Source organism: Ralstonia sp. 1B3 (assembly GCF_036631435.1).
The window spans coordinates 24,548-49,759 of the sequence record NZ_JAPNUG010000031.1; the positions used below are offsets into that span (position 1 = coordinate 24,548).

A 25,212-nucleotide genomic window follows, 5' to 3' on the forward strand; every position below is an offset into this window, starting at 1 on the left:
GCTGATATGGGCGGGAAAAGCGTCGCGTTTTCAATGGCTTGCGAAAAGCGCGGAGGCCTGCGAGTGCGCCCAACGCCACGCAAACGTCAGATCATCACAGCCTTGATCCAGCCAAAGATGCCGTGCCAGAAGCCATCGGGCAAGGTCATGAGCGCCGCGGTCATCGCCAGATAGCGCAGGAATTTGCCGATGGCCATGTACATGACGCTGGGCCAGAACTTCAGGCGCAGCCAGCCGGCCAGCGTGCAGAGCGGGTCGCCGATGCCCGGCAGCCACGACACGAGCAGCGACACCGGCCCGATGCGGCGCATCCAGCGGAAGTACTTCTTGTCGAGCGGAGGCTCGCGGTGGCGCTTGGGGTGCGGCACGTGCTGGGCGTGCTCGGCGTTGTGCTGGCGGCGGCGGCGCGCCAGGTGGTAGCGCACCAGCGCCAGCTTGGCCGCATAGCCCATCCACCAGTCGACCATGCCGCCCAGCGTGTTGCCGAGCGTAGCCACCACGATGGCCGGCCAGAACATGTCGGGATTGAGCTTGATGTACGCAAAGACCGCCGGCTCGGAGCCCAGCGGCAGGAGCGTCGCCGAAATGAAACTGACGACGAAGATGGCAGGCAGCCCGACCTTGGGCAGGGCGAGCGTGGCAAAAAGCGTGTCGATCCACTGTTCCATGCGATCGATTGTAGAGGGCGGGCGGCCGCGGCGTCGCTTGGGGGCCGCCCTAGCCGGTCAGGCGAAGAACAGGTAGGCGACAAGCACGGCGCCGATGAGCCCGATGAGGTCGGCCCACAGCCCGCAAGCCAGCGCGTACCGCGTGTCCTTGATGCCGACGCTGCCGAAGTACACGGCCAGCACGTAAAACGTGGTCTCAGTCGACCCCTGGATGATGGCGGCCAGCTTGCCCTGGAAGGAATCGACGCCGTAAGTGGTCATCACGTCGACCATCAGGCCGCGCGCGCCGGCGCCCGACAACGTCTTCATCAGCCCCACGGGCAGCGCCGGCACAAAGCGCGTATCGATGCCCAGGTGCGTAAACAGCGCAGAAAGCCCCTGCATCAAAACATCCATGCACCCCGCCGCGCGAAACACGGCAATGCCCACCAGCACCGCGACGAGATACGGAACGATGCCGATGGCGACCTGGAAGCCGTCCTTGGCGCCATCGACGAAGGTTTCGTACACATTGATGCGACGAAATGCCCCACAGACCAGGAACGCCACGACGATGGTGAGGATGGCGCCCGCGCCGATCAGGCCGATCCACGCCGCCATCTGGTGCGGCGGAAACTGGCGCAGCCACGCAAACAGCAGCCCCATCGCCGCGACAAAGCCGCCGAAATACGCCAGCAGCGCCGGCTTGAACAGATTGATGCGTTGGTACCACGCCACCGCGGCAATGCCCGCGCAGAAGCCGATGAACGTGGACAGCAAGGTCGGCAGGAAGATGTCCGCCGCGTTGAAACCCACCAGCCCCTGTTTGACAGCCATGGCCTGGCGGATGGCGATGACGGACGTCGGTACCAGCGTCACGCCCGCGGTGTTGAGCACCACAAACATCAGCTGCGCATCGCTGGCGCGCTGCGGCTGCGGGTTGATCTGCTGCAGCTCGCGCATGGCTTGGAGGCCGAGCGGCGTGGCGGCGTTGTCCAGACCGAGGACGTTGGCCGACACGTTCATCATCATCGCGCCGTTGGCGGGGTGGCCGGCCGGCACGGAGGGAAACAAGTGCCGCATCACCGGGTTCACGAGCCTCGCAAACAGATCGACCACGCCGGCGCGCTCGCCCACGCGCATGATGCCGAGCCACAGCGCCATCATGCCGGTCAGGCCGATGGCGATTTCGAAGCCGGTGCGCGCGGCATCGAACATACCGGTCAACATGCGCGAGAAGACTTCCATGTCGCCCTGCACCACCTGCACGCAGGCGGTGACGAAGGCGACGAGAAAGAAGGCGAGCCAGACGAGGTTCAGGGCCACGGGGGTTGCGCGTTGGAATCGGACAAGCCGCTCATTGTGCCTGCGGGGGCGTCTCGATCGGGTGGATCAGGTGGAAGTTGTCGTAGTCGACCGACGTGACGCCGCCCTCGTCGCGGATGAGGTCGGCATAGCGATAGTTCCAGCGGATCTCGTCGTGCCGCCAGGAATAGCGCGCCTGCACAGTCTGCGCGGCCGTCTCGTCGGCGCCCTCGATGGTCAGCAGCAGCAAGGCGTCACCGGCGGCGAGCGATTCTGCGGTGGCGCGATGCAGCGGGCTGGTCTCGTCGATGACGTGCATCATCACCCAGCCCAGCAGGAAGATCGGGTGCTCGCTGCGCTCCAGCTTCAGGTCGTGAATCTTGTAGATCGAGTAGCCCTCGGGCGAGACCTCGTCCTGCATCAGGCGCAGCCGGGCGGTGGCCTCCGCGATGACGTTCTGGCGCGCATTGGCGGCGCGCAGCATCAGCGTGGACTTGCCGTTGAGCGGCCGTACGACAACGTTGCGGGCAAACATGATCTTGGCGCGCGGGCGCGAGAACCGCGCAAACACCAGCCCCGTCGCCATGGCAATGCCCGACATGCCGATGAAGATTTCCAGCGTGGCGATGACGTGGGCGTAGAGCGTTTGCGGGTGCATGTCGCCGTAGCCGACCGTGGCTAGCGTCTCGACGCTGAAGAAGAAGGCCCCGACGAAGCCGGGCGGCGACTGGTTCGCGATCGCGCCGTCACCGAGCGAATACAGCCCCGCGAATACCGCATTCAGCGCCAGGAACATCGTCGCCAGCAGCGCGAAGAAGGTCGGCCAGTTGACCTCCAGCGCATGGTGATAAACGTCGCGCCAGCCCAGCGGTGGCATGCCGTAGGCGATGACGTGCTGCGTTCCGGACCAGACTTTGCGGCCCCGGCGCGCGCGTCCGGCACGCTCGGAGGAAGACGACGGGGTGTTCATGGAGGCCTCGCCGAGGATGCGCCGCGCCCGCCCGGACGCGGCCGGGACAGTGTACCGACCGGCACGCCGGTCCAGCAAGGCGGGCCAGGCAGGCCAGGCGCCGCGTGATAGGCTTACGGGCTCTGTTCACGCCCAACCCCGGTCCGCACCATGGCCATCGATTACCTCAAGAAAATCCTGACTGCGAAGGTCTATGACGTCGCGGTGGAAACCGAGCTGAAGTTCGCGCCGAACCTGTCGGCGCGCACCGGCAACCGCGTCTACCTCAAGCGCGAGGATGACCAGCCGGTGTTCTCGTTCAAGCTGCGCGGCGCCTACAACAAGATGGCCTCGCTCACGCCGGCCGAGCGCAAGCGCGGGGTGATTACGGCATCGGCGGGCAATCACGCGCAGGGCGTGGCGTTCAGCGCAGCGCGCATGGAATGCAAGGCCGTGATCTGCATGCCGGTGACGACGCCGCAGTTGAAAATTGACGGCGTGCGCTCGCGCGGCGGCGAATGGGTCGAGGTCGTGCTGCACGGGGAAAGCTATTCCGACGCCTACAACCACGCCGCCAAGCTGCAAGAGAAGCATGGCTACACCTTCGTCCACCCGTTCGACGATCCGGAAGTGATTGCCGGCCAGGGCACCATCGCCATGGAGATCCTGCGCCAGCATCCGCAGCCGATCCATGCGATTTTCTGCTCGATCGGTGGGGGCGGGCTGATCTCGGGCATTGCGGCCTACGTGAAGGCCGTGCGACCGGACGTCAAGGTCATCGGCGTGCAAAGCGTGGATTCCGACGCGATGGCGCGCTCGGTGGCCGCCGGCAAGCGCGTCGAACTGAAGGAAGTCGGCCTGTTTGCGGATGGCACGGCGGTCAAGCTGGTCGGCAAGGAGACGTTCCGCCTCACGCGCGAACTCGTCGACGAGATCATTACCGTGGATACGGATGCCATCTGCGCGGCGCTCAAGGACGTGTTCCAGGACACGCGCAGCCTGCTGGAGCCGTCGGGCGCGCTGGCGCTGGCCGGCCTCAAGCAGTATGCCGAGACGCACAAGCTGAAGAACGAATCGCTCGTGGCCGTGGCCAGCGGCGCCAACATGAACTTCGACCGCCTGCGCTTCGTGGCCGAGCGCGCCGAAGTGGGCGAGGCGCGCGAAGCCGTGTTTGCCGTGACGATTCCCGAAGAGCGCGGCAGCTTCAAGCGCTTCTGCGAACTGGTCGGCTGGTCGCGCAACGTGACGGAGTTCAACTACCGCATTGCCAGCAAGGACGCCGCGCATATCTTTGTGGGCGTGCAAATTGCGTCGCGCGCAGAGGGCGACAAGATTGCCGAGAACTTCCGCAAGCACGGTTTCCCGACGCTGGACCTGTCAAACGACGAACTGGCCAAGCAGCACATCCGCTACATGGTGGGCGGCCGTTCGCCGCTGGCGGAAAACGAGCATCTCTACCGCTTCGAGTTTCCCGAGCGGCCGGGCGCGCTGATGAAGTTCCTCTCGAGCATGAGCCCGAACTGGAACATCAGCCTGTTCCACTACCGGAATCAGGGCGCGGATTCGAGCAACATCCTCGTCGGCATCCAGGTACCGAAGAACGAGAAGCGCGAGTTCAAGGCGTTCCTCGCAACGCTGGGCTATACCTATTGGGACGAAAGCGAGAACCCCGTCTACAGCCTGTTTTTGTGATGAGCAACCAACCCGAACATTCGCCGCTCGGTAAGACGTCCGCCTACAAGACGGAATACGACCCGAGCCTGCTGTTTCCGATTCCGCGCCAGGCCAAGCGCGACGAAATCGGCCTGGCCGCCGGCACGGCCCTGCCCTTCTTCGGCGTGGATCTCTGGAACCTGTACGAGCTGTCGTGGCTGAACCTGCGCGGCAAGCCGCAGGTGGCGCTGGGCACCGTGATCGTGCCGGCCGATTCGCCCAACATCGTTGAATCGAAGTCGTTCAAGCTGTATCTGAATTCGTTCAACCAGACGAAGGTGGCGTCGCACGAAGCGCTGCAGCAGTTGATCCACCACGATCTGTCGGAGGCGTGCGGCGCGCCGGTGCAGGTCCGCATCGTCACGCACGAAGAGTTTGCCCGGCAACGCATGGGCGAACTCGACGGCCTGCTGCTCGATCGGCTGGACATCGAAACGGATGTCTACCAGCCCACGCCCGAGCTGCTGCATGCCGACGAGGAAGAAAGCCCGGTCGAAGAAACGCTGGTGTCGCACCTGCTGAAGTCCAACTGCCTGGTGACGGGTCAGCCTGACTGGGGCAGCGTGCAGATCCGCTACGTGGGTGCGCCGATCAACCAGGAGGCGCTGCTCAAGTATCTGATCTCGTTCCGCGAGCACAACGAGTTTCACGAGCAATGCGTGGAGCGGATCTTTACCGACATCCTCCGCCAGTGCCGGCCGGTCAAGCTTGCCGTCTATGCGCGCTACACGCGACGCGGCGGGCTCGACATCAACCCGTTCCGCACCAACTACAACACGCCGTGGCCGGATAACCTGCGCAACGCTCGTCAGTAAGCGCTGACGCTGCGCAAGACACACGAGGCGCCTTCGGGCGCCTTTTTCTTGCCTGGGCGATCCGCCAAACGGGCATGCGCCCCTCGTCCATTTTGTGGACGCCAACGCCCTGTCGTTTCACGTTCGCTCGCCTATAGTGGTATCCGCAGTACGCCACCCGGGGGAATCGTGAAGGGTCCGTCCGCGCAAGCGGGCCGGGCGCTCTCGACGGGGGACATGCCATGACGAAAACGCCATGGAAGCCGCAAGGTGGGTCAACCCACGCGGTTACGTGCGCATGCCTGCTGCTCTGCGGCGGGCCGGTCCTTGCACAGACCAACGAGCCGGTGGACGACAAGCCACCCAGCCTGGAAGCGCTGCGGCGCGAGCTTGCCGATACGCAGGCGCGCCTGCAGGAACTCAAGCGCTCGATCCAGCAACAGGAAGCGCATCTTCGGCGCATGCGGCGCGCGCTCGGCATGAGCGAGGGCCGACTCGATACCGTGCGCGGTGCCGGTGCTCCCGGCGCGGCGGCCGAGGCATCGCAGATTGCGCAGAACGACGAGTCCGGCACCACGCCAGTCGGCAAACCGCCGGAGCCGCCTGACCGACCGCCACGCATCGCGCAGATCTTCGACGAGCCCAGCGCGCTGACACCACCGGGCAAGGTGGTCGTCGAGCCGTCATTGCAGATGGCGTATTCGTCGTCAGACCGCGTGGCGCTGGTGGGCTACACCATCATCCCGGCGCTGCTGATCGGGCTGATCGACGTGCGGCAGGTGAAAACGACCACGCTGACCGGCACGGTGGCGGTGCGCTACGGCCTGGCACGGCGTTGGGAACTGGAAGCGCGCGTGCCCTATGTCTACAGCGCGAGCGACACCGTCAGCCGCGAGCTGTTCACCGGCACGGCGACGGACAACGCTTTCAGCTCGCACGGCCGCGGCATCGGCGATGTGGAGTTGACCGCGCGGTACCAGATCAATGCGGGTGGCGTCGACAAGCCGTTCTACATCGGCTGGCTGCGTGTCAAAACGCGCACCGGCAAGGATCCGTTTGAAGTCACCACCGATTGCGTGACGCGCTGCGTGAGCAATACCACGGGCACCGGCCTGCCGCTGCAGCAGCCGACAGGCTCAGGCTTCTTCGCTGTACAGCCGGGGCTGACGTGGCTGTTCCCCACGGACCCGGCCGTGTTCTTCGGCAGCATCAGCTACCTGCACAACTTCGAGCGCAAGGATGTCAGCCTAAACCTGGTGGACGGCTCGAAGCAGTTCCTGGGCGACGTGAAGGCCGGCGACATCATCGGCCTGAACTTCGGCATGGGGTTGGCGCTGAACGAGAAGGCGTCGTTCTCCATCGGCTACGACCAGAGCATCATCGCGCCGACCAAGCAGAACGGCCAACGCGTGCCGGGCTCGGTGCGAACCATTCTCGGTACGTTGCTGGTCGGCTATTCGTACCGGCTCTCGCCCAAGATGACGCTGAACCTGTCGGTGGGTGCAGGCCTCACGCGCGACACACCGGACCTGACCGTCACGCTGCGTCTGCCGATCCAGTTTTAGCTCAGTGCAGCAGGGTGACGACGTTGGCCAGGGCGCCCTGCAGCACGTTGGAGAGATTCAGCTGACGGAACTGCGGCAGGCTGTTGACCGCTGCGTTGATGGTCGTTACGGCTTGCAGCGTCTGGTTGTTCAGACTGTTCTGGATGACCGTGGCCGCTGCAGCCGCGCCGGCCGCCACATCGGGCGGCGCGACATTGTTCGGGCCGTTCTGCACAAGGTTGACCGTATTGACCACCGAGGCCAGTTGCTGCGCCTGGCTGGCCGTCATGCGTGCCACATCGGGGATGTTGACCGATGCGCTCGCCACCAGATCGCCGTTGATGTAGACCGCACGGTCGATGCCGAACGAGATGTGCAGCCCTGCAAGCGCGGGCACATCGAAGCCGCCGCGCATGTCGTCGAGCTTGTCTTCGGACACGGCTTGCCAGGCATGGACGGGATTGTTGTCCATGCCGGCCGCACACGCATGCCCGGCCGCAGCGAACGCGAGCCATCCCGCAGCCCGCGCCACCTTGCCAAACCGCTTCATGATGCCCTCCTGCCCATCCACCGGACGGCAACGCGCAAACTACGCTCAAAAGTCGGACGGACCATGCTTGGGAACAACGATGTTTCCCAGGCCGCTGCGGTCCATGCCTTCCTCCAGCGGCGCACGCGGTGCCACGCGCCAGTCCGATGAAGCGTTGAACGTCGCCCCCGCCTCGCGGTTGTGGACGACGAACAGCAAATGGTTGTCCCACATGCTCTCGAAGCTCGCACGCGGAATCGCACGCGTGCCCATGGCCGGATCGCCCACGAGCACGCGCCCTTCCTGCACGCCCTTGACCACCACGAAGTGGTGATAGCCGTTCTCGGTCAACAGCACGATGGCCGGCAAGTGGGCGTCCTTCAATGCATCCAGCGGCTGCTCGAAACCGTCGGCCTCAAAGCCCAGAGAGGCCAGATAGCGTTTGATGTCGAGCAGCGAAAAGCCTTCGCCGGATCTTCTCCTGATTGCCATGCTCGTACATGGCCTGGAACACGGTCTGCTCGCTCACCGGGTAGCCGTACTGATACGTGAGCAGCGTCGCCACCGCGGCCGACCCGCAACTGAAGTCGAAACGCTGATGCACGGTGCGCAGGTAGCGCGCGGCCTTCATGCTCGTCACCGGCACGGCATAGGTGCCGCCGCCCGTGCCGAGCATGTCGATCGCGCCCGCCCACGCAGGCCCGCACGCCAGCGCCATCAGCACCGCACCCAACGTCTTGCGCATCATTCGGTCCTTCACAAGCTCAAGGCCGGAACTGCACGTTGACGATGGTGGCGTTCTGGATCAGCACGTTCGCTCCGCTGTTCTGGATGACCGTGGGGATCCCGCTGGCATTGGCAAACGAGCCGTCGCGCACGATGTTCGACCCGTCGCCACGTTGACGGCGGCGTTGTCGCTCACGGTGCCCGACAGGCGCGCGTCATTGACGGTCTGGTAGAGATCCTGCGTGCCGCCGCGATAACTGTCGAGCCGATCGGCGCCCACCGCATGACCGAACCCAGGCACCGACACGGCCGCGGCGACCGGGGGACGCACCGCTTCCGTGTCGGCGACCTGCGCACCGTCTGCGATCGGCACATCGTCCGACGCCATCGTTGCTGCCGCTGGCCACACTGCCAGGCCGCATGCCAACCACCATGCCGCCCATCCTGCTGTGGTTCTTCTGTCGGATCGCATCGAAAGTCTCCTATACGCTCCAACTGCGGGCCGGACCGCCGATGCAGTCCGGCCCCATCCACCGTCATGCGCGAAGCTTTATCGCCGCGCGCCGCGGCACTTCCCCGCTCATGCCCGAGACCGGGCTACTTGCCCACATTCAGGTTGGCCTGCACGTTGATGCTTTGCTGGATGAGGGAAGCGAAGCCGCTGTTCTGGTTCGCCACCATCACGCCTGCTGCAGACTGGCCGACGCTGGTCATGGCGTTGGACATGTTGAACGTGCCTGCGTCCACCATGACCGTGCCGCCGGCACCGCCCGTGCCACCCACCGCGCCGTTGCCGACACCGCCGTTGCCAACGCCACCTGCGCCGCCGGCCGCACCGACTGCGCCCACAGCGCCATTGCCCGCCGTGGACGACGCTGCGCCGTTGGTTGCGCTGCCATTGGTCGCGCTGCCGCCTGCGCCGCCGTTGCCTGCCACGTTGGTCGCTGCGCCGCCAGCAGCTCCGGCCCCGCCCGTGCTCGTGCCCGTGGCAGCGCTCGTGCCCGTGCCCGCACCGGCCGATGCCGTCGACGTGCCGCTGGTGGTAGCGCCTCCAGCGCCGCCTGCCCCGCCTGCCGAGGCACTGCCGCCGCCGGTGGCCGAGCCGCTGCCGCGATGACGGTTAGCATCGCCGCCGCTGGCGCTGGACGTGCCGCCTGCCCCGCCGCCACCGCCGCCCGCTGCGCTCGTGCTGCCCGCTGCGCCGCCCAGGCCCGCGCCCAGGCTGGCAGACAGCGTGCCGGAGCTGCCGCCGTTACCGCCACCGCCCGCATCGCCGCCGGCGGCTCCGCCGTTACCGCCGTTACCGGCCACGGCCCCGCCGTTGGTTGCGCTGCCATGCGTCACGCTGCCCGAGCTGCCACCAGCGCCGCCGCTGCCGCCCGCGCCGCCCGCGCCGCCATTACCGCCAGAGCCCGTGCCGCCGTAGCCGTATCCGCCACGTCCGCCGCTGCCGCCATTCGCTGTGCCGCCATTGTTGGTGGCGACATTGCCGATGCCCGACACGCTGATGTTGGTGACGGTGCCGTCCAGCTTGGAAACCGCAATCGCCTTGCTGGTGTTGAAGGAGTTGGTGAATGTTGCCGTTGCCGTGCCGCCGTTGTTGGCTGCAGCGGTGCCATAGCCATCGGCATTGGCCCAGCCGCTGTTGTCGCGGTTGCTGCCCTGGCTTTGGTTGTTGTGCTGATTCGAGTTGTCGGTTGCCGTTGTCGTTGTGGTGGTTGCGGTGTTCGTCGTCGTGTCTGTGCTGGTATTGGTTCTGGTGATGGTCGACGTGTTGGTTTGGGTCTTGTCACCCGCGCCAGACGCCGTATTCCCGATATCGGCCAATGCAACGCCAGAGACCCCCAATCCCATGGCGATCGCGGTGGCCAGTAAGGTCTTCTTCATAACGCACTCCATAAAGGTGAGAGGGACGGCTGGAAACGCAGCCAGTCAGGCCGGCGCGCTCTGCCTGTGGGAACAACATGACCCACCCCGGGGCGGCTCGTTTGCATAATCGGTGCCAACTTCCGGGTCCGCCCGACACCGCGGTTCTAAGCAATTGAAAACGCAAAAGTTTCACCGGCACGCGCGCACATAAGCGCGGGCCGTGCCGCGCAATCGTGTCGAGATGTGCAACGTTCGAGGGGTTGTTTGGGCCCTTCCGGTTGCAGCGCCGATACAACGCCATGGAACGCACGGCGGCCACGGCATGCATGACCTTCGCGCCAAGACGCAAACCACACGCACGGATGGGCGCAGCGCCGGTGTTTGAGACGGGCGATTGGCTGGGTGTTTCAGCCGTGATACATCGGCGCATCGGCGCTCACATTGCGTGAGCGGCAGGCCTGCGCCGACAGAGCATCCCGTGGCGCACGTTGCGTCGGGTTGCGTGTCTCGACGACGTTTGTATCGTGAGCAGGGGCCTCTTGCGGCCGCTTGACTGCGAGCGCCCCCTATCAGCAAGACGCATGCGGGAAACGTGTCTCGGTTTTTACCTCGCGGCTTGCCCGGGCAGGCAAACAAGATTGCGCGCGGCAAGCATCGTCATGGCAACGAAAAGCCGCGCGCAACCGGTTCGCATTTCAACTGCGAAACTGCGAGCTCGCTTCAGGCCGTGGCGGCCACCGTCAGCTTGAGCTCTTCGATCATGCGATCGCGCATGACGAATTTCTGCACCTTGCCCGTCACCGTCATCGGCATCTCGGTGACGAAGCGGATGTAGCGCGGAATCTTGTAGTGCGCGATCTGGCCCTGGCAGAACGTACGGATTTCGTCTTCCGTGGCCTGCTGGCCGGGCTTGAGGACGATCCACGCGCAGACCTCTTCGCCGTACTTCGGGTCGGGCACGCCAAACACGTTGACGGCCTGCACCTTCGGATGCCGGAAGAGGAATTCTTCGATCTCGCGCGGGTAAACGTTCTCGCCACCGCGGATCAGCATGTCCTTCACGCGGCCGACGATGTTGCAGTAGCCCTCGGCATCGAACGTTGCCAGATCGCCCGTGCGCATCCAGCCGTCGTGGATGGCGTCGGCGGTCTTGGCCTCGTCGTCCCAATAGCCGAGCATGACCGAATAGCCCTTCGTGCACAGCTCGCCCTTTTCGCCCACCGGCACCACCTCGCCCGCACCGTCCACGAGCTTGACCTGCAGATGCGGCTGGATGCGGCCGACCGTGGTCACGCGCTTGTCGAGCGGGTCCGTCACGGCGCTCTGGAACGACACGGGACTCGTCTCCGTCATGCCGTATGCGATGGTGACCTCGCGCAGGTTCAGCTCCGACACCACGCGCTTCATCACCTCGATGGGGCACGGCGATCCGGCCATGATGCCGCCGCGCAGGGTGGATACGTCAAAGCTCTTGAAGTCCGGATGATCGAGCTGCGCGATGAACATGGTCGGCACGCCGTGCAGCTGCGTGCAGCGCTCTTCCGCCACCGTGCGCAGCGTGGCCAGCGGATCGAATGCCTCGCCCGGAAACACCATGCACGCGCCCGTGGCCGTGCAGGTCAGCACCGACATGACCATGCCAAAGCAGTGATACAGCGGCACCGGAATGCACAGCCGATCGCCGCCCCGCAGGTTCATCGCCATGGCAACGAAGCGCGCGTTGTTGACGACGTTCACATGCGTCAGCGTGGCGCCCTTCGGCGCGCCTGTCGTGCCGCTGGTGAACTGGATGTTGATGGCGTCGTCAGGCGACAGCGTGGCCGTGATGGCATCGAGCGCATCAACGGGTACGCTTTTTCCGCGCGCAATCACCTCGGCAAAGTTGAGCATGCCGGGCGTATTGGCCTCGCCCATGCGGATGACCCAGCGCAGCGCCGGCAGCTTGGCGGCATTCAATGCGCCGGGCTGCGCGGTCGCCAGCTCGGGCGCGAGCGTCTGCAGCATTTCCAGGTAGCGCGAAGTCTTGAACGCTTCGGCCGCCACGATGGCCTTGCAGCCGACCTTGTTGAGCGCGTATTCCAGCTCTGAAAGCCGATACGCAGGGTTGATGTTGACGAGGATGAGCCCCAGGCGCGCCGTCGCGAATTGCGTGAGCACCCATTCGACGCGGTTGGGCGACCAGATGCCGATGCGATCTCCCCGCTCCAGTCCCAGCGCGTGCAGGCCGGCGGCCAGCGCGTCGACCTGTTCGGCAAAGGCGCGCCACGTCCAGCGCACGTTCTGCTCGCGGAACACGACCGCCTCGTCGTCGGGGCAGCGGCCCACGGTATCCGCCAGCAACGCCGAGACCGTGACATGTGCGAGCGGTACCGACGTATCGCCCACCACATACGACACACCGTTGCGCGGTCGCGCGTCGAAAACCTCACCAGCCATGGATGTCTCCTCCAATCAACGTTGGCCTTTTTGGGGCCTTGTTCTGAATGATTTGTAACCACTGCTTCAAACGCAATTTGACGCAGGTTGACGTATTTGGCAATCCGTTGCCCGACGAACAATGACGCGGAACAATTGCTGCGCTGCAGCAGCAAAAATCGGTGGGCGTCGTCTTCAACGCGCTAACATGCCGGCCTGATGTTTTGCGCTTTCTTGCTCGTAGGGAATGACGATGATCGTAGTAGTGATGGGTGTTTCGGGTTGCGGCAAATCCACGGTGGGCCAGAAGATCGCCGAGCGGCTGGGCTGCGCTTTCCGTGATGGCGACGAGTTCCACTCCGAGGCCAACCGCGCCAAGATGCACGCCGGCATTCCCCTGAACGACGACGACCGCAAGCCCTGGCTCGAATCCATCCGCGCCTACATGGACGAGAAGACAAGCAACGGGCAATCGCTGGTGGTGGCGTGCTCAGCGCTGAAGCAGCGCTACCGCGACGTGCTGCGCGGCCCCGCCGGCAACGCTGAATTCGTCTATCTGAAGGGCGATTTCGATCTGCTGCAAGGCCGCCTTGCTGCACGGAAAGACCACTTCTTCAACCCGAACCTGCTGCGCAGCCGGTTCGACGCACTGGAAGAGCCGACCGACGCCGTCGTCGTCGACATCGCGCTGCCGCCCGAAGCCATCGTCGACGAGGCTGTCGCGCAACTGCAGGCACGCGCCGCGCACCGCCCGGCCGCCTGAACCTGCCCGATCAGCGCTAGCTGCGCGTAAGTTGCTGCAACACGGCCTGCACCTCGCCGTTGCACACGCGGCTCATGCGCTCCTGCTCACGCGGCGTATCGATCTGCTCGTGCGCCTGCAAGCCCAGTTCGATCAGCGATTGCGCACGCGGCAGCCAATGGCGCGTGAGCGCTGCCTGCAAATCGGCGGCAATGCGGTCCGGGTCTCCAAAGTAGAGCCGGCCGCCGTATTCGCTCTCGATCTCCTTGCGGATGACCTCGGCAGCGTGCGGCAGCACGGCGCGGTTGACGGCCACATGCCGCAATTCGTGCTCGCGGATGGCGTTGTACGCGCACGTGCCCGGCGCAAATTCGCGCGCGACGGTCACCCGAAAATTGTTCAGCACCAGCTCCACCGAAATGGACGGCCGCAGGCAGGTCGTGGCCGGCTGCGTGGCGATCGCCATGTATCGGCTCGTCACGTCGAAGCGCGCCAGCAGCGTCGCATACGTCTTGCCCAGCACGCGCGCTGAGCGATCGTACGGTGGCGCTTCGGCAGTGAGCTGCTCGACCGAGCGGTCGTTGGAAAAGGACAGCGGCGTTTCGGTGGCACGCACCTCCACGCGCATCGGGCCCAACGCCTGGTCGCACGCCTTGAGCCAGTGCGATTTGTTGGCATTGAAGGCGTGGGCGCCCGTTGTTCCGGTCGCGGCCGCGACGTTTTCGATCGGCGCAAAGCGCACATCCGCCAGCCTCAGCCGATGCAGCCGACTCCACTGCCAGGCACCGGCCGCCACGGCCAGCACCACACCCAATACCACCACCCGACGCATGCTGGGCTCCCCGTTTGCGCATCCCGACCGGGCTACGCAGGGGCGCCGGTTGGGTCATGCCGGTGTCAGTTCCACCGGTTCTCGGTTCTCATGCTGGGCGGCAACCAGTCGCCTGATCTGCTCGCCCGATCGTTTGAGCGCTACGCGCGCCTCTGGAAGGAAAGGATAGAAGATCGGCCACACGTGCGGAAGCCGCCGCCCCATTTCTACCGAAACGGATACCCCGGCGGCCCGCGCACGCTCGGCCATTCGGAGGGTGTCGTCGCGCAGCACTTCGCTCGTGCTGACATAGCAGTGCAGCGTGGGCAAGCCCCTGAAATCGGCATACAGCGGCGACGCGAGCGGATGGTCCGTCGGTGCGCCCGAATCACCCAGGTACAACGCGGCACCGTGCGCCATCCACGCGCCGCGAAACATCACGTCGGATTCATCGTTGTCGATCAGGCTTTGGCCGGTGGCGGCAAGATCGGTCCACGGCGAATACAGCACGGCGCCAGCCGGCAGCGGATCCGCCGCATCGCGCAAGGCCACTAGGAGCGCCAACGCCAGTCCGCCGCCAGCGGAATCGCCCGCCACCACAATGCGCGATGGGGGGACGCCTTGCGCCAGCAGCGTGCGATACGTCAACAGCGCATCTTCAACCGGCGCTGGAAACGGATGCTCGGGTGCCAACCGGTAGTCCGGCACGCATACACGCGCCCGCGCATGTGTGGCGAGGCCAATGGTGATCGGACGGTGGGTGCGCGGGCTGCAGAAAAAGTAGCCGCCGCCATGCAGGTAAAGCACGACCGGCGCGTCGTCGTGCAGGTCCGGATCGGCGGGTTCGATCCATTCGCCGGTGAGGCCATCGCCGTGGGCTCCAATGGCCGGCACGATGCACCAGTCCGGCGGCAGCTCCACCGGCAAAGGCATCTTGCGCTTCTCGGCATGCAGGCGCGTGGCGATGGGATCGAAGGGCTCCCGCTCGGTCGGCTTCTTGATCTGGTTGCGCACCATTCGTGAGACGACCCAGTTCTGCCAGCTCATCGCGCAACCCTCCGCTGCAAAACCCCAGCCTAGCGAGGAAGCACTGCCCAGACAATCGGTTCCCGCCCTGTTTTGGCGCGAGTGTCCCCATCGGGCAACGCCCGGATGGCTTGGCCCTTACTTGCCCCGGCACATGACAAACAGTCTATAAATTTATATATTATGGAAATCTAGATTGTTTTCCGCCCCGCGCCCCTTTTTCCCATGTCGATCGACTTCGCACATTTCACTCCCGGCGCTGCCCTCGTCGGCGGCCTGATCATCGGGCTGGCGGCAGCCGTGCTGGTGCTGGGCGCAGGCCGCATTGCGGGCATCAGCGGCATCGTCGGTGGGCTGCTGCTGCGCCGCGCGGCGATATGGACTGGCGCATCGCCTTCCTGATCGGCCTGATGGGCGCGCCGGTGATTGCCGCACTGCTCGGCCACCCCGTGGTTCCGGAAATCGCCGCAGGTTGGGGCGAGGTGTTGGCGGCCGGGTTCCTGGTCGGCATCGGAACGCGCTACGCAGGCGGCTGCACCAGCGGCCACGGCGTGTGCGGGTTGTCGCGCGGCTCGGTGCGCTCGCTGGTGGCCACGCTCACCTTCATGACGGCCGGCATCGTGACCGTCTTCGTGGTGCGCCACGTGGTCGGAGGCTGACATGGCCATCGTGATCGCGCTCGTTGCGGGCCTGCTGTTTGGCGCGGGGCTCATCGTGTCGGGCATGGCCAATCCAGCCAAGGTGCTCGGCTTTCTGGATCTGTTCGGTCAATGGGACCCTTCATTGGCGTTCGTGATGGCCGGAGCCATTGCCGTCGGCACGATCGCCTTTTTTGTGGCGCGGCGGCGCGGTCGCTCGTGGCTGGGCACGCTGATCCAATTGCCGTCAGCCACTGGCGTGACGACGCGGCTCGTGCTCGGCAGCGCCGTCTTCGGCATCGGCTGGGGGCTGGCAGGTTTCTGCCCGGGGCCGGCATTGGTGGCGCTGGGCGCGGGCGTGCCAAAGGCTGTCGGCTTTGTCGCCGCCATGCTGGTGGGCATGGCCGTCTTCACGTGGCTGCAACGCAAGCGCTAGCCAGGCGGCACTGCCGCATATCAACCACAACAAACCTACAGGGGACAACATGACGCTCCGCACACTCGGCGCTGCATTGGCGCTGGCCATCGGCACATCCGCCTTCGCACAAACAACGCCGGCGACGCTGCCGGTACCGGACGAAGCCACCATCCCCGCCGGCCCCATGGGCGACGCCATCAAGCGCGGCAAGCTGATCCTCACCGACACCAAGCGCCAGCTGCCGCACAACGTCGGCAACGGCCTGAACTGCACGAGCTGCCACCTCAATGGCGGCACGACGCCCTACGCATCACCATGGGTGGGGCTGACTGCCGCGTTTCCGGAGTACCGCTCGCGCAGCGGCGCAGTCATCTCGCTGCAGCAGCGCGTGAATGATTGCTTCCAGCGCTCGATGAACGGCAAGCCCATCGCCTTCGACGGCGAAGACATGAACGCCATCCTCGCCTACATGAAATGGCTCTCCAGCGGCGTGCCCGTGGGCACCAACGTGACGGGGCGCGGCTTTGAAAAGATCGACACCGCGCTCGCCCCGAACCGCGACAACGGCAAAGCGATCTACGCCCAGCGCTGCGCCGCCTGCCATGGCGTCGAGGGCCAGGGGCTGCCCAACCCGCAAGGCGGCTACCTGATGCCGCCGCTATGGGGCAAGGATTCGTTCAACGTAGGCGCGGGCATGGCCCGCATGTACACCGCCGCGGCCTTCGTGAAGCACAACATGCCGCTGGGTCAGGGCGGCACGCTGACCGCGCAGGAGGCCGTGGACGTGGCAGCCTTCTTTACCCAGCAGCCCCGCCCCGACTATGCCGCGCGCGCCAAGGACTGGCCCAAGGGCGACAAGCCCAAAGACGCGCGCTGAGCGCCGCCCGATTCAAAAACAAAAAGCCTGCGACGCAACCGCCGCAGGCTTTGCTTTCGCACTTCGGGGCGCTGAACGCCCTCGCAGTGCTTTCCCCGTTCAATCCTGATCAGTTGACCTTCAGCTGACCGCCGCGGCCCAGGCCGCCCTTGACGTCTTGCGCCTTGTAGCTGCGCAGGGCGACGACCATCTTGTTCCATGCGTCGATGAAGGCGACCACCGTGGCCTTGCCTTCCGGCGTCGCCGAGAAGCCTGCCAGGCCACCGCCCACGCCACCGCCAAAACCGGCCAGCACGGCGCCGTAGTTCGTCGCGGTCGAGCTGCCTTCGGCGGCGGCGATCTGCACGGCCGAGCGCACGTCGAACAGGGTCAGCGTCACGACCGAAGCCTTCGACTTCACGCTGCCGGCCAGCGCGGCGATGGCGCTGTTGCCGAGCAGGCCGCCCACGGCACCTGCCACCCCGCCGATCGGCGAGTCGTTGATGATGATCTGCGGCTCCATGTAGTAATCAGCCGCCACGCGCTGGCCCTTCTGCTGCTTCGAGCCGGCGCGGTATTCGCCGGAGTTGCGCTGCAGATCGGTGATGCGCGACAGGCGCGCGTCCGTCTTCTGGTTGCCGATCGACGTGATCACGAAGCAGTTCGATTGCTGCACGGCCATGCGCAGCAGCGGATCGATCGTCGTCACCTTGGTGGCGCTGCCGAACTGGCCGTACCAGTCGGCGTTGCGGCCGTCGTCCATGGCGATGGTGCCCAGCGGCGAGGCGCAGCGCTCGAGCGTCGGGTCGGCGCCCACGCTGGAGCCGCCGGCCGCAGCGCCGCTCACGCCGGCGTTCTGGCCGCCCGGAGTGACCATGCCGCCACCAGCGCAGGCGGTCAGGGAAGCGGTGATCAGTGCTACGCCTGCGGCCTTGGCAGTGCGGCTGAGAAGATTGGTGTTCATATTGTTGTGTGGCTCACATTGAGTCGATGTTCGGCTTATGCGTCCTGCGACTCAATAAGCCCCCTTGATCAGGCGTGCGAGGTGTGCAACAGGCTTTCCCCCTCCCCGAACTGCCTTGAAACGCTTTGAAACGGATGACTGCGGCGTCTGCTCAATACCAGTACCAGCTCGTCTGACGCCAGACGCCGAGGTACGGATAGCCCGAATACCAATAGCCGTAATAGGTGCTGCGCCATTGCGCGCGCCACTTGTAGTCGTCTTCGTCGGATTTCTTGGCGGCGCGGGCTTGCTCAAGCAGCTTCTTCGATTCCTTGTCGCCGCGGCTCACGGCAATCGAGAGCCATTTTTCGGCTTCGCGCGGGTCGGAGCCCATCTCTTCCAGCCCGAACAGGTAGAACGCGCCGAGCGCCTTCTGCGCCTGCAGGTTGCCGTGCTCGGCCGCCTCGCGCATCCAGTTCAGTGCCTGGTAGCTGTCCTGGCGGACGCCGTCGCCGCGGAAATAGCGCAGGCCCAGGTCGTAGGCGGCCTTCGGCTCTCGCTTGGCAACTTCCTTGAGGGCGGTCATGCGCGGATCTTCGTCGGGGATATTCGCCTGGTCAAACGACACCTGGGCTTTCGGCCGATCGGCACAGCCGCGGTCGTCGCATACCCGCACCACATCGCTGGGCGGCTGCGGCTGGGCACACGCGGCCAGCAGTGACACGACCCCCAACATCAGCAAACGATTCCGCATTCGCCTGACCCTCTTTTTATTGTTGCTGTTGATTGGAGAGAAAGTCCGTTGAGCGCCTGGCGAGTGCCGGTCGTCTTTTGCGATCCCGTTCGCAAAACCGGCGCCGCCAGATCGGCCGCACAATGCTTTCCCTTCCGCGTCCCCGCACGGTGTGCGGGCACATGATATAGATCGGTCTACTTTAGCGGGAAGCCGGCGCCGTTGTGTTACCAAAGCGTAAAGCTGACATGGCAACAACACTTTGCGGCCAATCGGGTTCGGGGCAGATCCCCCAAGGTCGCAACAAAGCGCCGATGCTAAGATGCGGCACAGCAATCAAGAGAGGTGGCAATGCGCGCAAGCAAGCGCCAACAGGTGGTGGACAAGGCCGGCGAGCTGTTTTCCCAGCACGGCTTTCACCCCGTGGGCGTCGATTGGATCATCGATGAGTCCGGCGTTGCTCGTATGACGCTGTACCGGCACTTCGCCGGCAAGGAAGATCTGATCAAGGAAGTGCTGGAGCAGCGCTATACGTTCGTCATGGGCAGCATTGCAGAGAAGCTCAGCCCCATGCCCGACGCCACCGCCCGCCTCAAGGGCATCTTCGACTGGTACGGCACGTGGTTCCGCACCCCCGAGTTTGCGGGCTGCCTGTTCGAACGCGCGCTGGCGGAGTTTGGCGCCACCTGCCCCAAGGTGACCGACGTGGCGGTGCGCTACCGCGACGATCTGCTCGCCATGATGGAAACGCTGCTCAAGGATGTGGTGCCCGCCAAGACGGCACGGCAACTTGCGGGGGTCTACGTGATGCTGCTGTCGGGCGCCACGGCCGACGCCCGCGCGATCGGCGATCCGTCCGCCGCGTCGCAAGCCTGGCACGCCGCCGAAACCCTGCTGAACCAGGCCAGGGCCGCCACGGAAGCGGTCTGATCCCGCCGCGCAAGCTACCAACCGCGCTGCACCCGACGCGCAATCATCGACGGCAACCGCAGCATGCCCTCCGCCGTCAGGCGCAGATGCATCCCGAAGAGCAGGACGTTGTCCCGCAGATACCGGAAATGCGACACCCCGCCCTCGTGCGCACGGAAGTAGCGCACCGGCGCCGCCAGCCGGATCGGGCGCACGCCCGCCCAACATAGGCGTACCGCCGCTTCCGGATCGAAATCGAAACCGCGCATCCATGTGTGCCGACGCATGATCTCCGCGAGCGGCGCTATCGGATAGACGCGAAAGCCGAACAACGTATCGCCAATACCGGCCCACAGGGTCTCAATGTCTGCGCAGCCATTGGAGAGGCGCCGGCCGTGCACGCGAATCTGCGGCGCCGTCGCGTCGAACACCGGTTGGCCGAGGATCATCGCGTCGGGCGCAGCCTGCGAAGCGGCCATGAATTCGGGGATGAGGTCTGCGGGATGCTGGCCATCGGCGTCCATGGTCAGCACGTAGGAAAAGCCTGCCGAGGCAGCGGCTTCCAGCCCGGCCAGCACGGCCACGCCTTTGCCGCGATTGCGCGGCAGCACGATCACGCGCAGCCCCGGGTCTTGCGCGGCCATGGCCTGCAGGCGTTCGGTGCTGCCGTCGGTGCTGCCGTCTGCCACGACCCAGACAGGGTTCCACTGCGCACGCGCTGCGTACGGTGTCGTCAACCTTGGGGCCAGGGTTGTAGCTGGGAATCAGAACGAGGTGCGTGGTGGAAGCGCCGGTCATCGGCATGGCGTCGGTCCGGCCAAACGTTGAAAGCGGAATGCGTCGGGCGCTGGCGCGAGCCTATCGCGTGCGGTGCGCTGCCACGTAGGCCGCGAGCGAGCCCAGCGAGGCGAAGATCTTCTGGTTGTCGGGATCGCCCGAGCGCAGCTCGAAGCCGTATTTCTTGGAGATCAGCAGCGCAACTTCGAGGATATCGATGGAATCGAGCCCGAACCCTTCGCCATACAGCGGTGTGTCGGCGGTCAGGGCATCGAGTTGAATGTCTTCGAGATTCAGTTCGCCGATCATGAGCGCGGCGAGCTCTTTTTCCAGGTCGTTCATCGGTCTTGCAACCACAGGCGGCATGCGGTGGGGATTGCGGCAGAGCCAACGACGATCTCCTTGCCCGAAGCCCCTGCCTTGTCCAGCCCAGCCTGTGAAAGGGGTCGTTTAAGCTAGGCGGATTCTAGACGAAGGGTCACACCCCGTATAGCGCGAAACCGTGACAAAGACCGCATATCGCGACGATGACACGAAGTGACGCAAACGATTCAACGGCTTGTCTGGCACCGCAAAGCGGCAAGGGGCACGCGGAAGGCTCTGTCAAGCGCCGTACATCCGGTTACAAACACATCGCCAAGGGATCCGGCAAGACAGGCCCGGGGCCCTAGAATGTGCCCGCCCCATGATCGATTTGCCCGCTCACTGACAACCATGCAGTGCCACTCCTGCCACCTCGTCCCGCCATGCACCCACTGACCAGCTTTGCGCGCGGCGCTGCCGGCGTGGGCGCCGTGGTGGCGTATCAGGTCGGCGCGCATTACGCAGCGGCCACGCCGGGCGCGCATGGCGTGGGCCTTGCGATGGCGCTGGTGCCGCCGTTGGCAGTTGCGCTGGTGGCAGCCGCACGTTCGACGCATCGCACATGGCTGGTGCCGCTGTGGCTGCTCGTCTGTGGAGTGCTGTGGATGGTGCGCGCGCCGCTGGCCATGCATTTCGACTGGGGCCTGTACGCAGAACATGCAAGCTTCAACCTGATGATGGCCTACGTGTTCGGCCGCACGCTGGTGGCGGGGCGCGAGCCGCTGTGCACGCGCTTTGCCCACATCGTGCACGGCACGCTCACGCCGCGCATTGCGCGCTACTCGCGGCAGGTCACGCTCGCATGGACGCTGTTCTTCCTCGCAACCGCGGCCGTGTCCACCGTGTTGTTTGCCACGGCATCGACCGTAACGTGGTCGACGTTCGCGAACTACCTTTCGCTGCCGTTGGTGGGCATGATGTTCGTGGCGGAATACCTCTGCCGCCGCATCGTGCTGCGCGGCGAGCCGCGCTCCAGCCTGTTCGATGCGGTACGCGCCTATCGGCAATCGCAGCAATCGGGGCACGCCACACCCATCGCCACAGAGCGGTCCCGCTGAACCCACACGCCTCAAGATTTGCTTCATGCCGACTTACCCGCTGGTCTCTCATTCAACGCTCGACCAAACGCTCGCGTGGCGTGACGGCGCGCCCGTTTCAGCGCGCGCGTTCCTGGCCGACGTGGTGGCGCTGGCCCCGATGCTGCCGCCCGGCGGCCACGTGTTCAACGCCTGCGCAGACCGCTACCGCTTTGCCGTCGGCCTGTGCGCGACGCTGGTGGCCGGCAAGGTCAGCCTGCTGCCGCCCATGCTGACGCCGCAGATGGTGCGTCAGCTCTCCGCATTCGCGCCGGACGTGTTCTGCCTGCACGACGCGGCTGCATGCCCCGTCGACCTGCCGGGCTTCCGTTATCCCGACGCGTTAACCGGCGACGCATCGCCCATCGACGTGCCGCAGATCGACGCGTCACAGGTCATGGCGGTGTTGTTCACGTCCGGATCCACCGGTACGCCGGTGCCGCATCGCAAGACGTGGGGCGCGCTGGTGCGCTGCATGCGCACGGCAGTCGACCACCTCGGCCTGAGCGACGGGCGCGCTTTCACGCTGGTCGGCACCGTGCCGGCGCAGCATATGTACGGCTTTGAGGTGACGGTCCTGCTGGCCCTGCAGGGCGGCTTGGCGTTCAGCAACCGGCAGCCGTTCTATCCGGCGGACATTCGGGAGGCGCTGGAAGCCGTACCGCAGCCGCGCGTGCTGGTGACCTCGCCGGTGCATCTGCGGGCGCTGTTGGCATCGGAGCCTGCGTTGCCGAGCGCATCGCTCGTGCTGTCGGCGACTGCGCCGCTGTCGGAGGCGCTGGCGCGGGAGGCCGAGACGCGCTTGTCCGCGCCGCTCCTGGAGATTTACGGCAGCACCGAAACCGGCCAGGTGGCGACGCGCCGCACCGCACAGCAAACCGCGTGGCGCCTGTACCCCGATGTCCGCATGGAGACGCGCCCCGGCACGCCGGAAGACGACGGCCCGACGGTGTGGGTCTACGGCGGACACGTCGAAACCGCGGTGCCGATGGGAGATGTAATCGAGCTGATCGACGAGACGCACTTTCTGCTGCACGGGCGCAAGGCTGACTTGATCAACATTGCCGGCAAGCGGTCGTCGCTGGCGTACCTGAACCATCAACTCAACGCGATTCCGGGTGTGGAGGATGGCGTTTTCTACATGCCGGACGATGCGCCCGCCGCGCCACACGCACGGCGGCGCGGCGGTCACGCGCCTCGTGGCGCTGGTTGTAGCGCCGGGGCTGAGCGCGGCGGACGTACTGCGCGCGCTGCACGACCGCATCGATGCAGCATTTCTACCGCGCCCGCTGCTGCTCGTGGACGCGCTGCCGCGCAACGAGACCGGCAAACTGCCCCGCGATGCGCTGGCCGCGCTGGTCGCACAGCATTCGAATCGCAGCCCAGACAAGCCCGCCATGCGCTTCACCATTCCCGCTGATCACCCGGCGCTGCCGGGCATTTTCCCGGTCACCCGATCGTGCCGGGGGTGGTGCTGCTCGACCATGCGCTCCACACGATCGGTGCGGCGCTGGGCCGCCCGTTGGATGCCTGCAAAATCAGCTCGGCCAAGTTTCTCAGTCCTGCCGCACCCGCGGAATGGCTCGACCTCGCGTTCGAAACGACAGCCAGCAACGCCGTGCGCTTCACCATCCGCGCGGGCGAGCGTGAGGTGGCCAGCGGCGTGCTGTCCGCATCGGCGCCGGAGGGCGTTGCCGCATGAAGCGCACCGACTGGGCCGAGCGTCCGGAGCGCAGCAACCTCGCGCTGCTGCGGGTGATGACGTGGCTGTCTCTTCGGCTGGGGCGGCCGTTTGGCCGCGTCCTGCTGTGGCTGATTGCGTTGTATTTCGTCGCAGCGTCGCCGGAGGCGCGGCGTGCTTCGCGTGATTATCTGCAGCGCGCGCTCGGGCGGCCGGCCACGCTGCGTGAGGTGTTCAGCCACATGTTCACCTTCGCCACGACCATCCATGACCGCATCTACCTGATCAGCGGTCGCTTCGATCTGTTCGACATCCAGTTGCAGGGCCAGCACCACGTGCACGACGTGCTGGCGCAGGGGCGCGGCGCGTTCCTGCTGGGCGCGCACCTGGGCAGCTTCGAGGTGGTGCGCGCGCTCGGCCGCACGGTGCCGGACCTGCGCGTGGCCGTCGCCATGTACGAAGAGAACGCACGCAACATCAACGCTGCGGTTGCCGCCATCAACCCGGCAGCGGCGCCGGAGGTCATTCCGCTGGGCCGGGTAGACGCCATGCTGCAAGTGCGCGAAGCGCTGGATGACAACCGGCTCGTCGGCATGCTGGCCGATCGCACGCTGCTGCGCGACGCGGGGCCGTCCGTTCAGCAGATGGATTTTCTGGGCAGCCCTGCAGCGTTTCCGCTGGGGCCGTTGCACATGGCGGCCATGCTGAAGCGCCCCGTGCTGTTCATGACGGGGCTGCACCTTGGCGGCAATCGCTACGCCGTACATTTCGATCCGTTGGCGGACTTCACCGATGTGCGCCGCGAAGACCGCACCGCCGCCGTGCAAGCCGCCCTCGCCCGCTATGTGGAACGCGTTGAGCACTACTGCCGCGTCGCGCCCTACAACTGGTTCAACTACTTCGACTTCTGGCAGGATGCCGACGCGGCCGGCGGGCGGGATCACGCCCCGGCCGAGCGCCAGACCACACAAACGCCATGACTGCAACGCGCCTATTCCTCCGCGCCTTTCTGGCCATGCTCGCAGCCAGCATGTTGGCTGCGACCGCCCACGCCGCGGATGCCGCCTGGACGCTTGACCGCCTGATGTCGACGCTCGCCCGCAACAAGTCGGGGCGCGCGACGTTCACGGAAACCAAGACGCTCTCGATCGCAGCGCAGCCCATCGAATCCTCCGGCGAGCTGGTGTTCGTCGCGCCCGACCATCTGGAAAAGCGCACCCTGGCGCCGAAGCCCGAGCACCTCGTGATTGACGGCGACAAGCTGACCGTGGAGCGCAACCAGCGCAAGTTCACGATGCCGCTGTCGCAGTACCCCGAGCTGGGCGCCTTTATCGAGAGCATCCGCGCGACGCTGGCCGGCAACCGCTACGCGCTCGAGGCGATCTACAAGGTCGCCATCGCGGGCCACGGCGATGACTGGACGCTCACGCTTTCGCCGCTCGACGCACGCATGCAGAAGGTGGTCAGCACCATCACGCTGGAAGGCACGCGCGATGTACTGCGCAGCGTCGCCATCCGCCAGGCCGACGGCGATCATTCGCTGATGCGCCTGCAACGCGTGCCCGGCAACTGAAGACGGCGCGCACATGAAACGCTTGTACGCCCTGCGTCGGCCTGCGGTGCTGGTCTGGTTGACCGGCCTGCTGCTGTGCGCGGTCGTGATCGGGCGTACCAGCTTTACAGCGGACTTGTCGGCGTTTCTGCCGCGATCGCCGAGTGCGGAGCAGCGCGTGCTGGTCGACCAGTTG

General features: G+C 65.7%; 21 protein-coding genes and 5 pseudogenes. 12 read left to right on the forward strand and 14 right to left on the reverse strand.

Annotated features, from left to right (window positions below):
* Positions 1 to 86: 86 nt before the first annotated feature.
* The 3 genes from OWR21_RS09090 to OWR21_RS09100 are packed head-to-tail and all read right to left on the reverse strand — an operon-like array spanning position 87 to position 2,922.
* On the reverse strand, positions 87 to 668 hold the full coding sequence (locus OWR21_RS09090; RefSeq protein ID WP_027678243.1) for a YqaA family protein: 582 nt from the start codon (positions 666 to 668) through the stop codon (positions 87 to 89).
* A gap of 57 nt (positions 669 to 725) precedes the next feature.
* A complete protein-coding gene (locus OWR21_RS09095) occupies positions 726 to 1,973 on the reverse strand; it encodes a nucleoside recognition domain-containing protein (protein ID WP_332395047.1) in 1,248 nt (415 codons plus the stop codon).
* A 31-nt stretch (positions 1,974 to 2,004) separates the two neighbouring features.
* The gene (locus OWR21_RS09100; RefSeq protein ID WP_332395048.1) at positions 2,005 to 2,922 is read right to left on the reverse strand and encodes an ion channel; all 918 of its coding nucleotides are present in this window, start codon (positions 2,920 to 2,922) and stop codon (positions 2,005 to 2,007) included.
* A gap of 150 nt (positions 2,923 to 3,072) precedes the next feature.
* Between OWR21_RS09100 and ilvA the strand changes: the two genes are divergently transcribed.
* The 3 genes from ilvA to OWR21_RS09115 all read left to right on the forward strand — a co-directional run bounded on the left by ilvA (position 3,073) and on the right by OWR21_RS09115 (position 6,973).
* Complete coding sequence (ilvA, locus tag OWR21_RS09105; RefSeq protein WP_147214029.1) at positions 3,073 to 4,593, forward strand: threonine ammonia-lyase, biosynthetic; 1,521 nt, start codon at positions 3,073 to 3,075, stop codon at positions 4,591 to 4,593.
* Entirely contained in the window at positions 4,593 to 5,429 is an 837-nt protein-coding gene (gene queF / locus OWR21_RS09110; RefSeq protein ID WP_332395049.1) for an NADPH-dependent 7-cyano-7-deazaguanine reductase QueF, read from the forward strand. The genes ilvA and queF overlap by 1 nt, the downstream gene beginning before the upstream one ends.
* 221 nt (positions 5,430 to 5,650) lie before the next feature.
* Entirely contained in the window at positions 5,651 to 6,973 is a 1,323-nt protein-coding gene (locus OWR21_RS09115; RefSeq protein ID WP_332395050.1) for a transporter, read from the forward strand.
* 1 nt (position 6,974) lies between these two features.
* Here OWR21_RS09115 and OWR21_RS09120 read toward each other — a convergent pair whose 3' ends face one another.
* From OWR21_RS09120 to OWR21_RS09140, 5 genes and pseudogenes are all read right to left on the reverse strand, one after another.
* Positions 6,975 to 7,502, reverse strand: a complete 528-nt coding sequence (locus tag OWR21_RS09120) for a hypothetical protein (protein ID WP_332395051.1) — start codon at positions 7,500 to 7,502, stop codon at positions 6,975 to 6,977.
* 45 nt (positions 7,503 to 7,547) lie between these two features.
* Positions 7,548 to 8,229 (reverse strand): annotated as a pseudogene (locus OWR21_RS09125) (C39 family peptidase).
* 16 nt (positions 8,230 to 8,245) lie between these two features.
* A pseudogene (locus OWR21_RS09130) lies at positions 8,246 to 8,679 on the reverse strand (hypothetical protein).
* Positions 8,680 to 8,804: 125 nt separating this feature from the next.
* Positions 8,805 to 10,094, reverse strand: coding sequence for a hypothetical protein (locus tag OWR21_RS09135; protein WP_332395052.1), 1,290 nt, complete (start codon positions 10,092 to 10,094; stop codon positions 8,805 to 8,807).
* A gap of 702 nt (positions 10,095 to 10,796) precedes the next feature.
* The gene (locus tag OWR21_RS09140) at positions 10,797 to 12,512 is read right to left on the reverse strand and encodes an AMP-binding protein (protein ID WP_332395053.1); all 1,716 of its coding nucleotides are present in this window, start codon (positions 12,510 to 12,512) and stop codon (positions 10,797 to 10,799) included.
* A gap of 232 nt (positions 12,513 to 12,744) precedes the next feature.
* On the opposite strand from OWR21_RS09140, the gene OWR21_RS09145 reads away from it, so the two are divergent.
* Complete coding sequence (locus OWR21_RS09145; protein ID WP_332395057.1) at positions 12,745 to 13,254, forward strand: gluconokinase; 510 nt, start codon at positions 12,745 to 12,747, stop codon at positions 13,252 to 13,254.
* A gap of 16 nt (positions 13,255 to 13,270) precedes the next feature.
* Here the strand turns inward: OWR21_RS09145 and OWR21_RS09150 are convergent, their stop codons facing one another.
* Both OWR21_RS09150 and OWR21_RS09155 read right to left on the reverse strand, forming a co-directional pair.
* Positions 13,271 to 14,065: a hypothetical protein gene (locus OWR21_RS09150; protein ID WP_147218574.1), complete on the reverse strand. Its 795-nt coding sequence runs from the start codon at positions 14,063 to 14,065 to the stop codon at positions 13,271 to 13,273.
* Positions 14,066 to 14,119: 54 nt separating this feature from the next.
* The gene (locus OWR21_RS09155; RefSeq protein ID WP_332395054.1) at positions 14,120 to 15,091 is read right to left on the reverse strand and encodes an alpha/beta hydrolase; all 972 of its coding nucleotides are present in this window, start codon (positions 15,089 to 15,091) and stop codon (positions 14,120 to 14,122) included.
* A 204-nt stretch (positions 15,092 to 15,295) separates the two neighbouring features.
* On the opposite strand from OWR21_RS09155, the pseudogene OWR21_RS09160 reads away from it, so the two are divergent.
* The 3 genes and pseudogenes from OWR21_RS09160 (at position 15,296) to OWR21_RS09170 (ending at position 17,003) form a co-directional block, all read left to right on the forward strand.
* Positions 15,296 to 15,729: pseudogene (locus OWR21_RS09160) on the forward strand (YeeE/YedE family protein).
* 1 nt (position 15,730) lies between these two features.
* Entirely contained in the window at positions 15,731 to 16,144 is a 414-nt protein-coding gene (locus OWR21_RS09165) for a DUF6691 family protein (RefSeq protein WP_147217153.1), read from the forward strand.
* Between the two features lie 49 nt (positions 16,145 to 16,193).
* Positions 16,194 to 17,003 (forward strand): c-type cytochrome, encoded by an 810-nt coding sequence (locus OWR21_RS09170; protein ID WP_147217155.1) that lies wholly within the window; start codon positions 16,194 to 16,196, stop codon positions 17,001 to 17,003.
* A 109-nt stretch (positions 17,004 to 17,112) separates the two neighbouring features.
* Here OWR21_RS09170 and OWR21_RS09175 read toward each other — a convergent pair whose 3' ends face one another.
* Together OWR21_RS09175 and OWR21_RS09180 are read right to left on the reverse strand one after the other, a co-directional pair.
* A complete protein-coding gene (locus tag OWR21_RS09175; protein ID WP_147217157.1) occupies positions 17,113 to 17,946 on the reverse strand; it encodes a hypothetical protein in 834 nt (277 codons plus the stop codon).
* A gap of 151 nt (positions 17,947 to 18,097) precedes the next feature.
* Positions 18,098 to 18,679 carry a tetratricopeptide repeat protein gene (locus tag OWR21_RS09180; protein WP_147217159.1) on the reverse strand — a complete coding sequence of 194 codons (582 nt, stop codon included), beginning with the start codon at positions 18,677 to 18,679 and terminating at the stop codon, positions 18,098 to 18,100.
* Between the two features lie 330 nt (positions 18,680 to 19,009).
* Between OWR21_RS09180 and OWR21_RS09185 the strand changes: the two genes are divergently transcribed.
* Positions 19,010 to 19,588 carry a TetR/AcrR family transcriptional regulator gene (locus tag OWR21_RS09185; RefSeq protein WP_147217161.1) on the forward strand — a complete coding sequence of 193 codons (579 nt, stop codon included), beginning with the start codon at positions 19,010 to 19,012 and terminating at the stop codon, positions 19,586 to 19,588.
* Between the two features lie 14 nt (positions 19,589 to 19,602).
* Here OWR21_RS09185 and OWR21_RS09190 read toward each other — a convergent pair.
* A pseudogene (locus OWR21_RS09190) lies at positions 19,603 to 20,371 on the reverse strand (glycosyltransferase family 2 protein).
* Between the two features lie 54 nt (positions 20,372 to 20,425).
* Positions 20,426 to 20,686: a phosphopantetheine-binding protein gene (locus tag OWR21_RS09195; RefSeq protein WP_147217165.1), complete on the reverse strand. Its 261-nt coding sequence runs from the start codon at positions 20,684 to 20,686 to the stop codon at positions 20,426 to 20,428.
* A 404-nt stretch (positions 20,687 to 21,090) separates the two neighbouring features.
* On the opposite strand from OWR21_RS09195, the gene OWR21_RS09200 reads away from it, so the two are divergent.
* From OWR21_RS09200 to OWR21_RS09215, 4 genes and pseudogenes are all read left to right on the forward strand, one after another.
* Complete coding sequence (locus OWR21_RS09200; RefSeq protein WP_316888622.1) at positions 21,091 to 21,765, forward strand: hypothetical protein; 675 nt, start codon at positions 21,091 to 21,093, stop codon at positions 21,763 to 21,765.
* A 25-nt stretch (positions 21,766 to 21,790) separates the two neighbouring features.
* Positions 21,791 to 23,485: pseudogene (locus tag OWR21_RS09205) on the forward strand (AMP-binding protein).
* Positions 23,482 to 24,444, forward strand: a complete 963-nt coding sequence (locus tag OWR21_RS09210; protein WP_332395056.1) for an LpxL/LpxP family acyltransferase — start codon at positions 23,482 to 23,484, stop codon at positions 24,442 to 24,444. Before OWR21_RS09205 ends, OWR21_RS09210 begins: the two are co-directional and overlap by 4 nt.
* The gene (locus OWR21_RS09215; RefSeq protein WP_442968612.1) at positions 24,441 to 25,037 is read left to right on the forward strand and encodes a LolA-related protein; all 597 of its coding nucleotides are present in this window, start codon (positions 24,441 to 24,443) and stop codon (positions 25,035 to 25,037) included. Before OWR21_RS09210 ends, OWR21_RS09215 begins: the two co-directional genes overlap by 4 nt.
* The last annotated feature ends 175 nt before the right edge of the window (positions 25,038 to 25,212 follow it).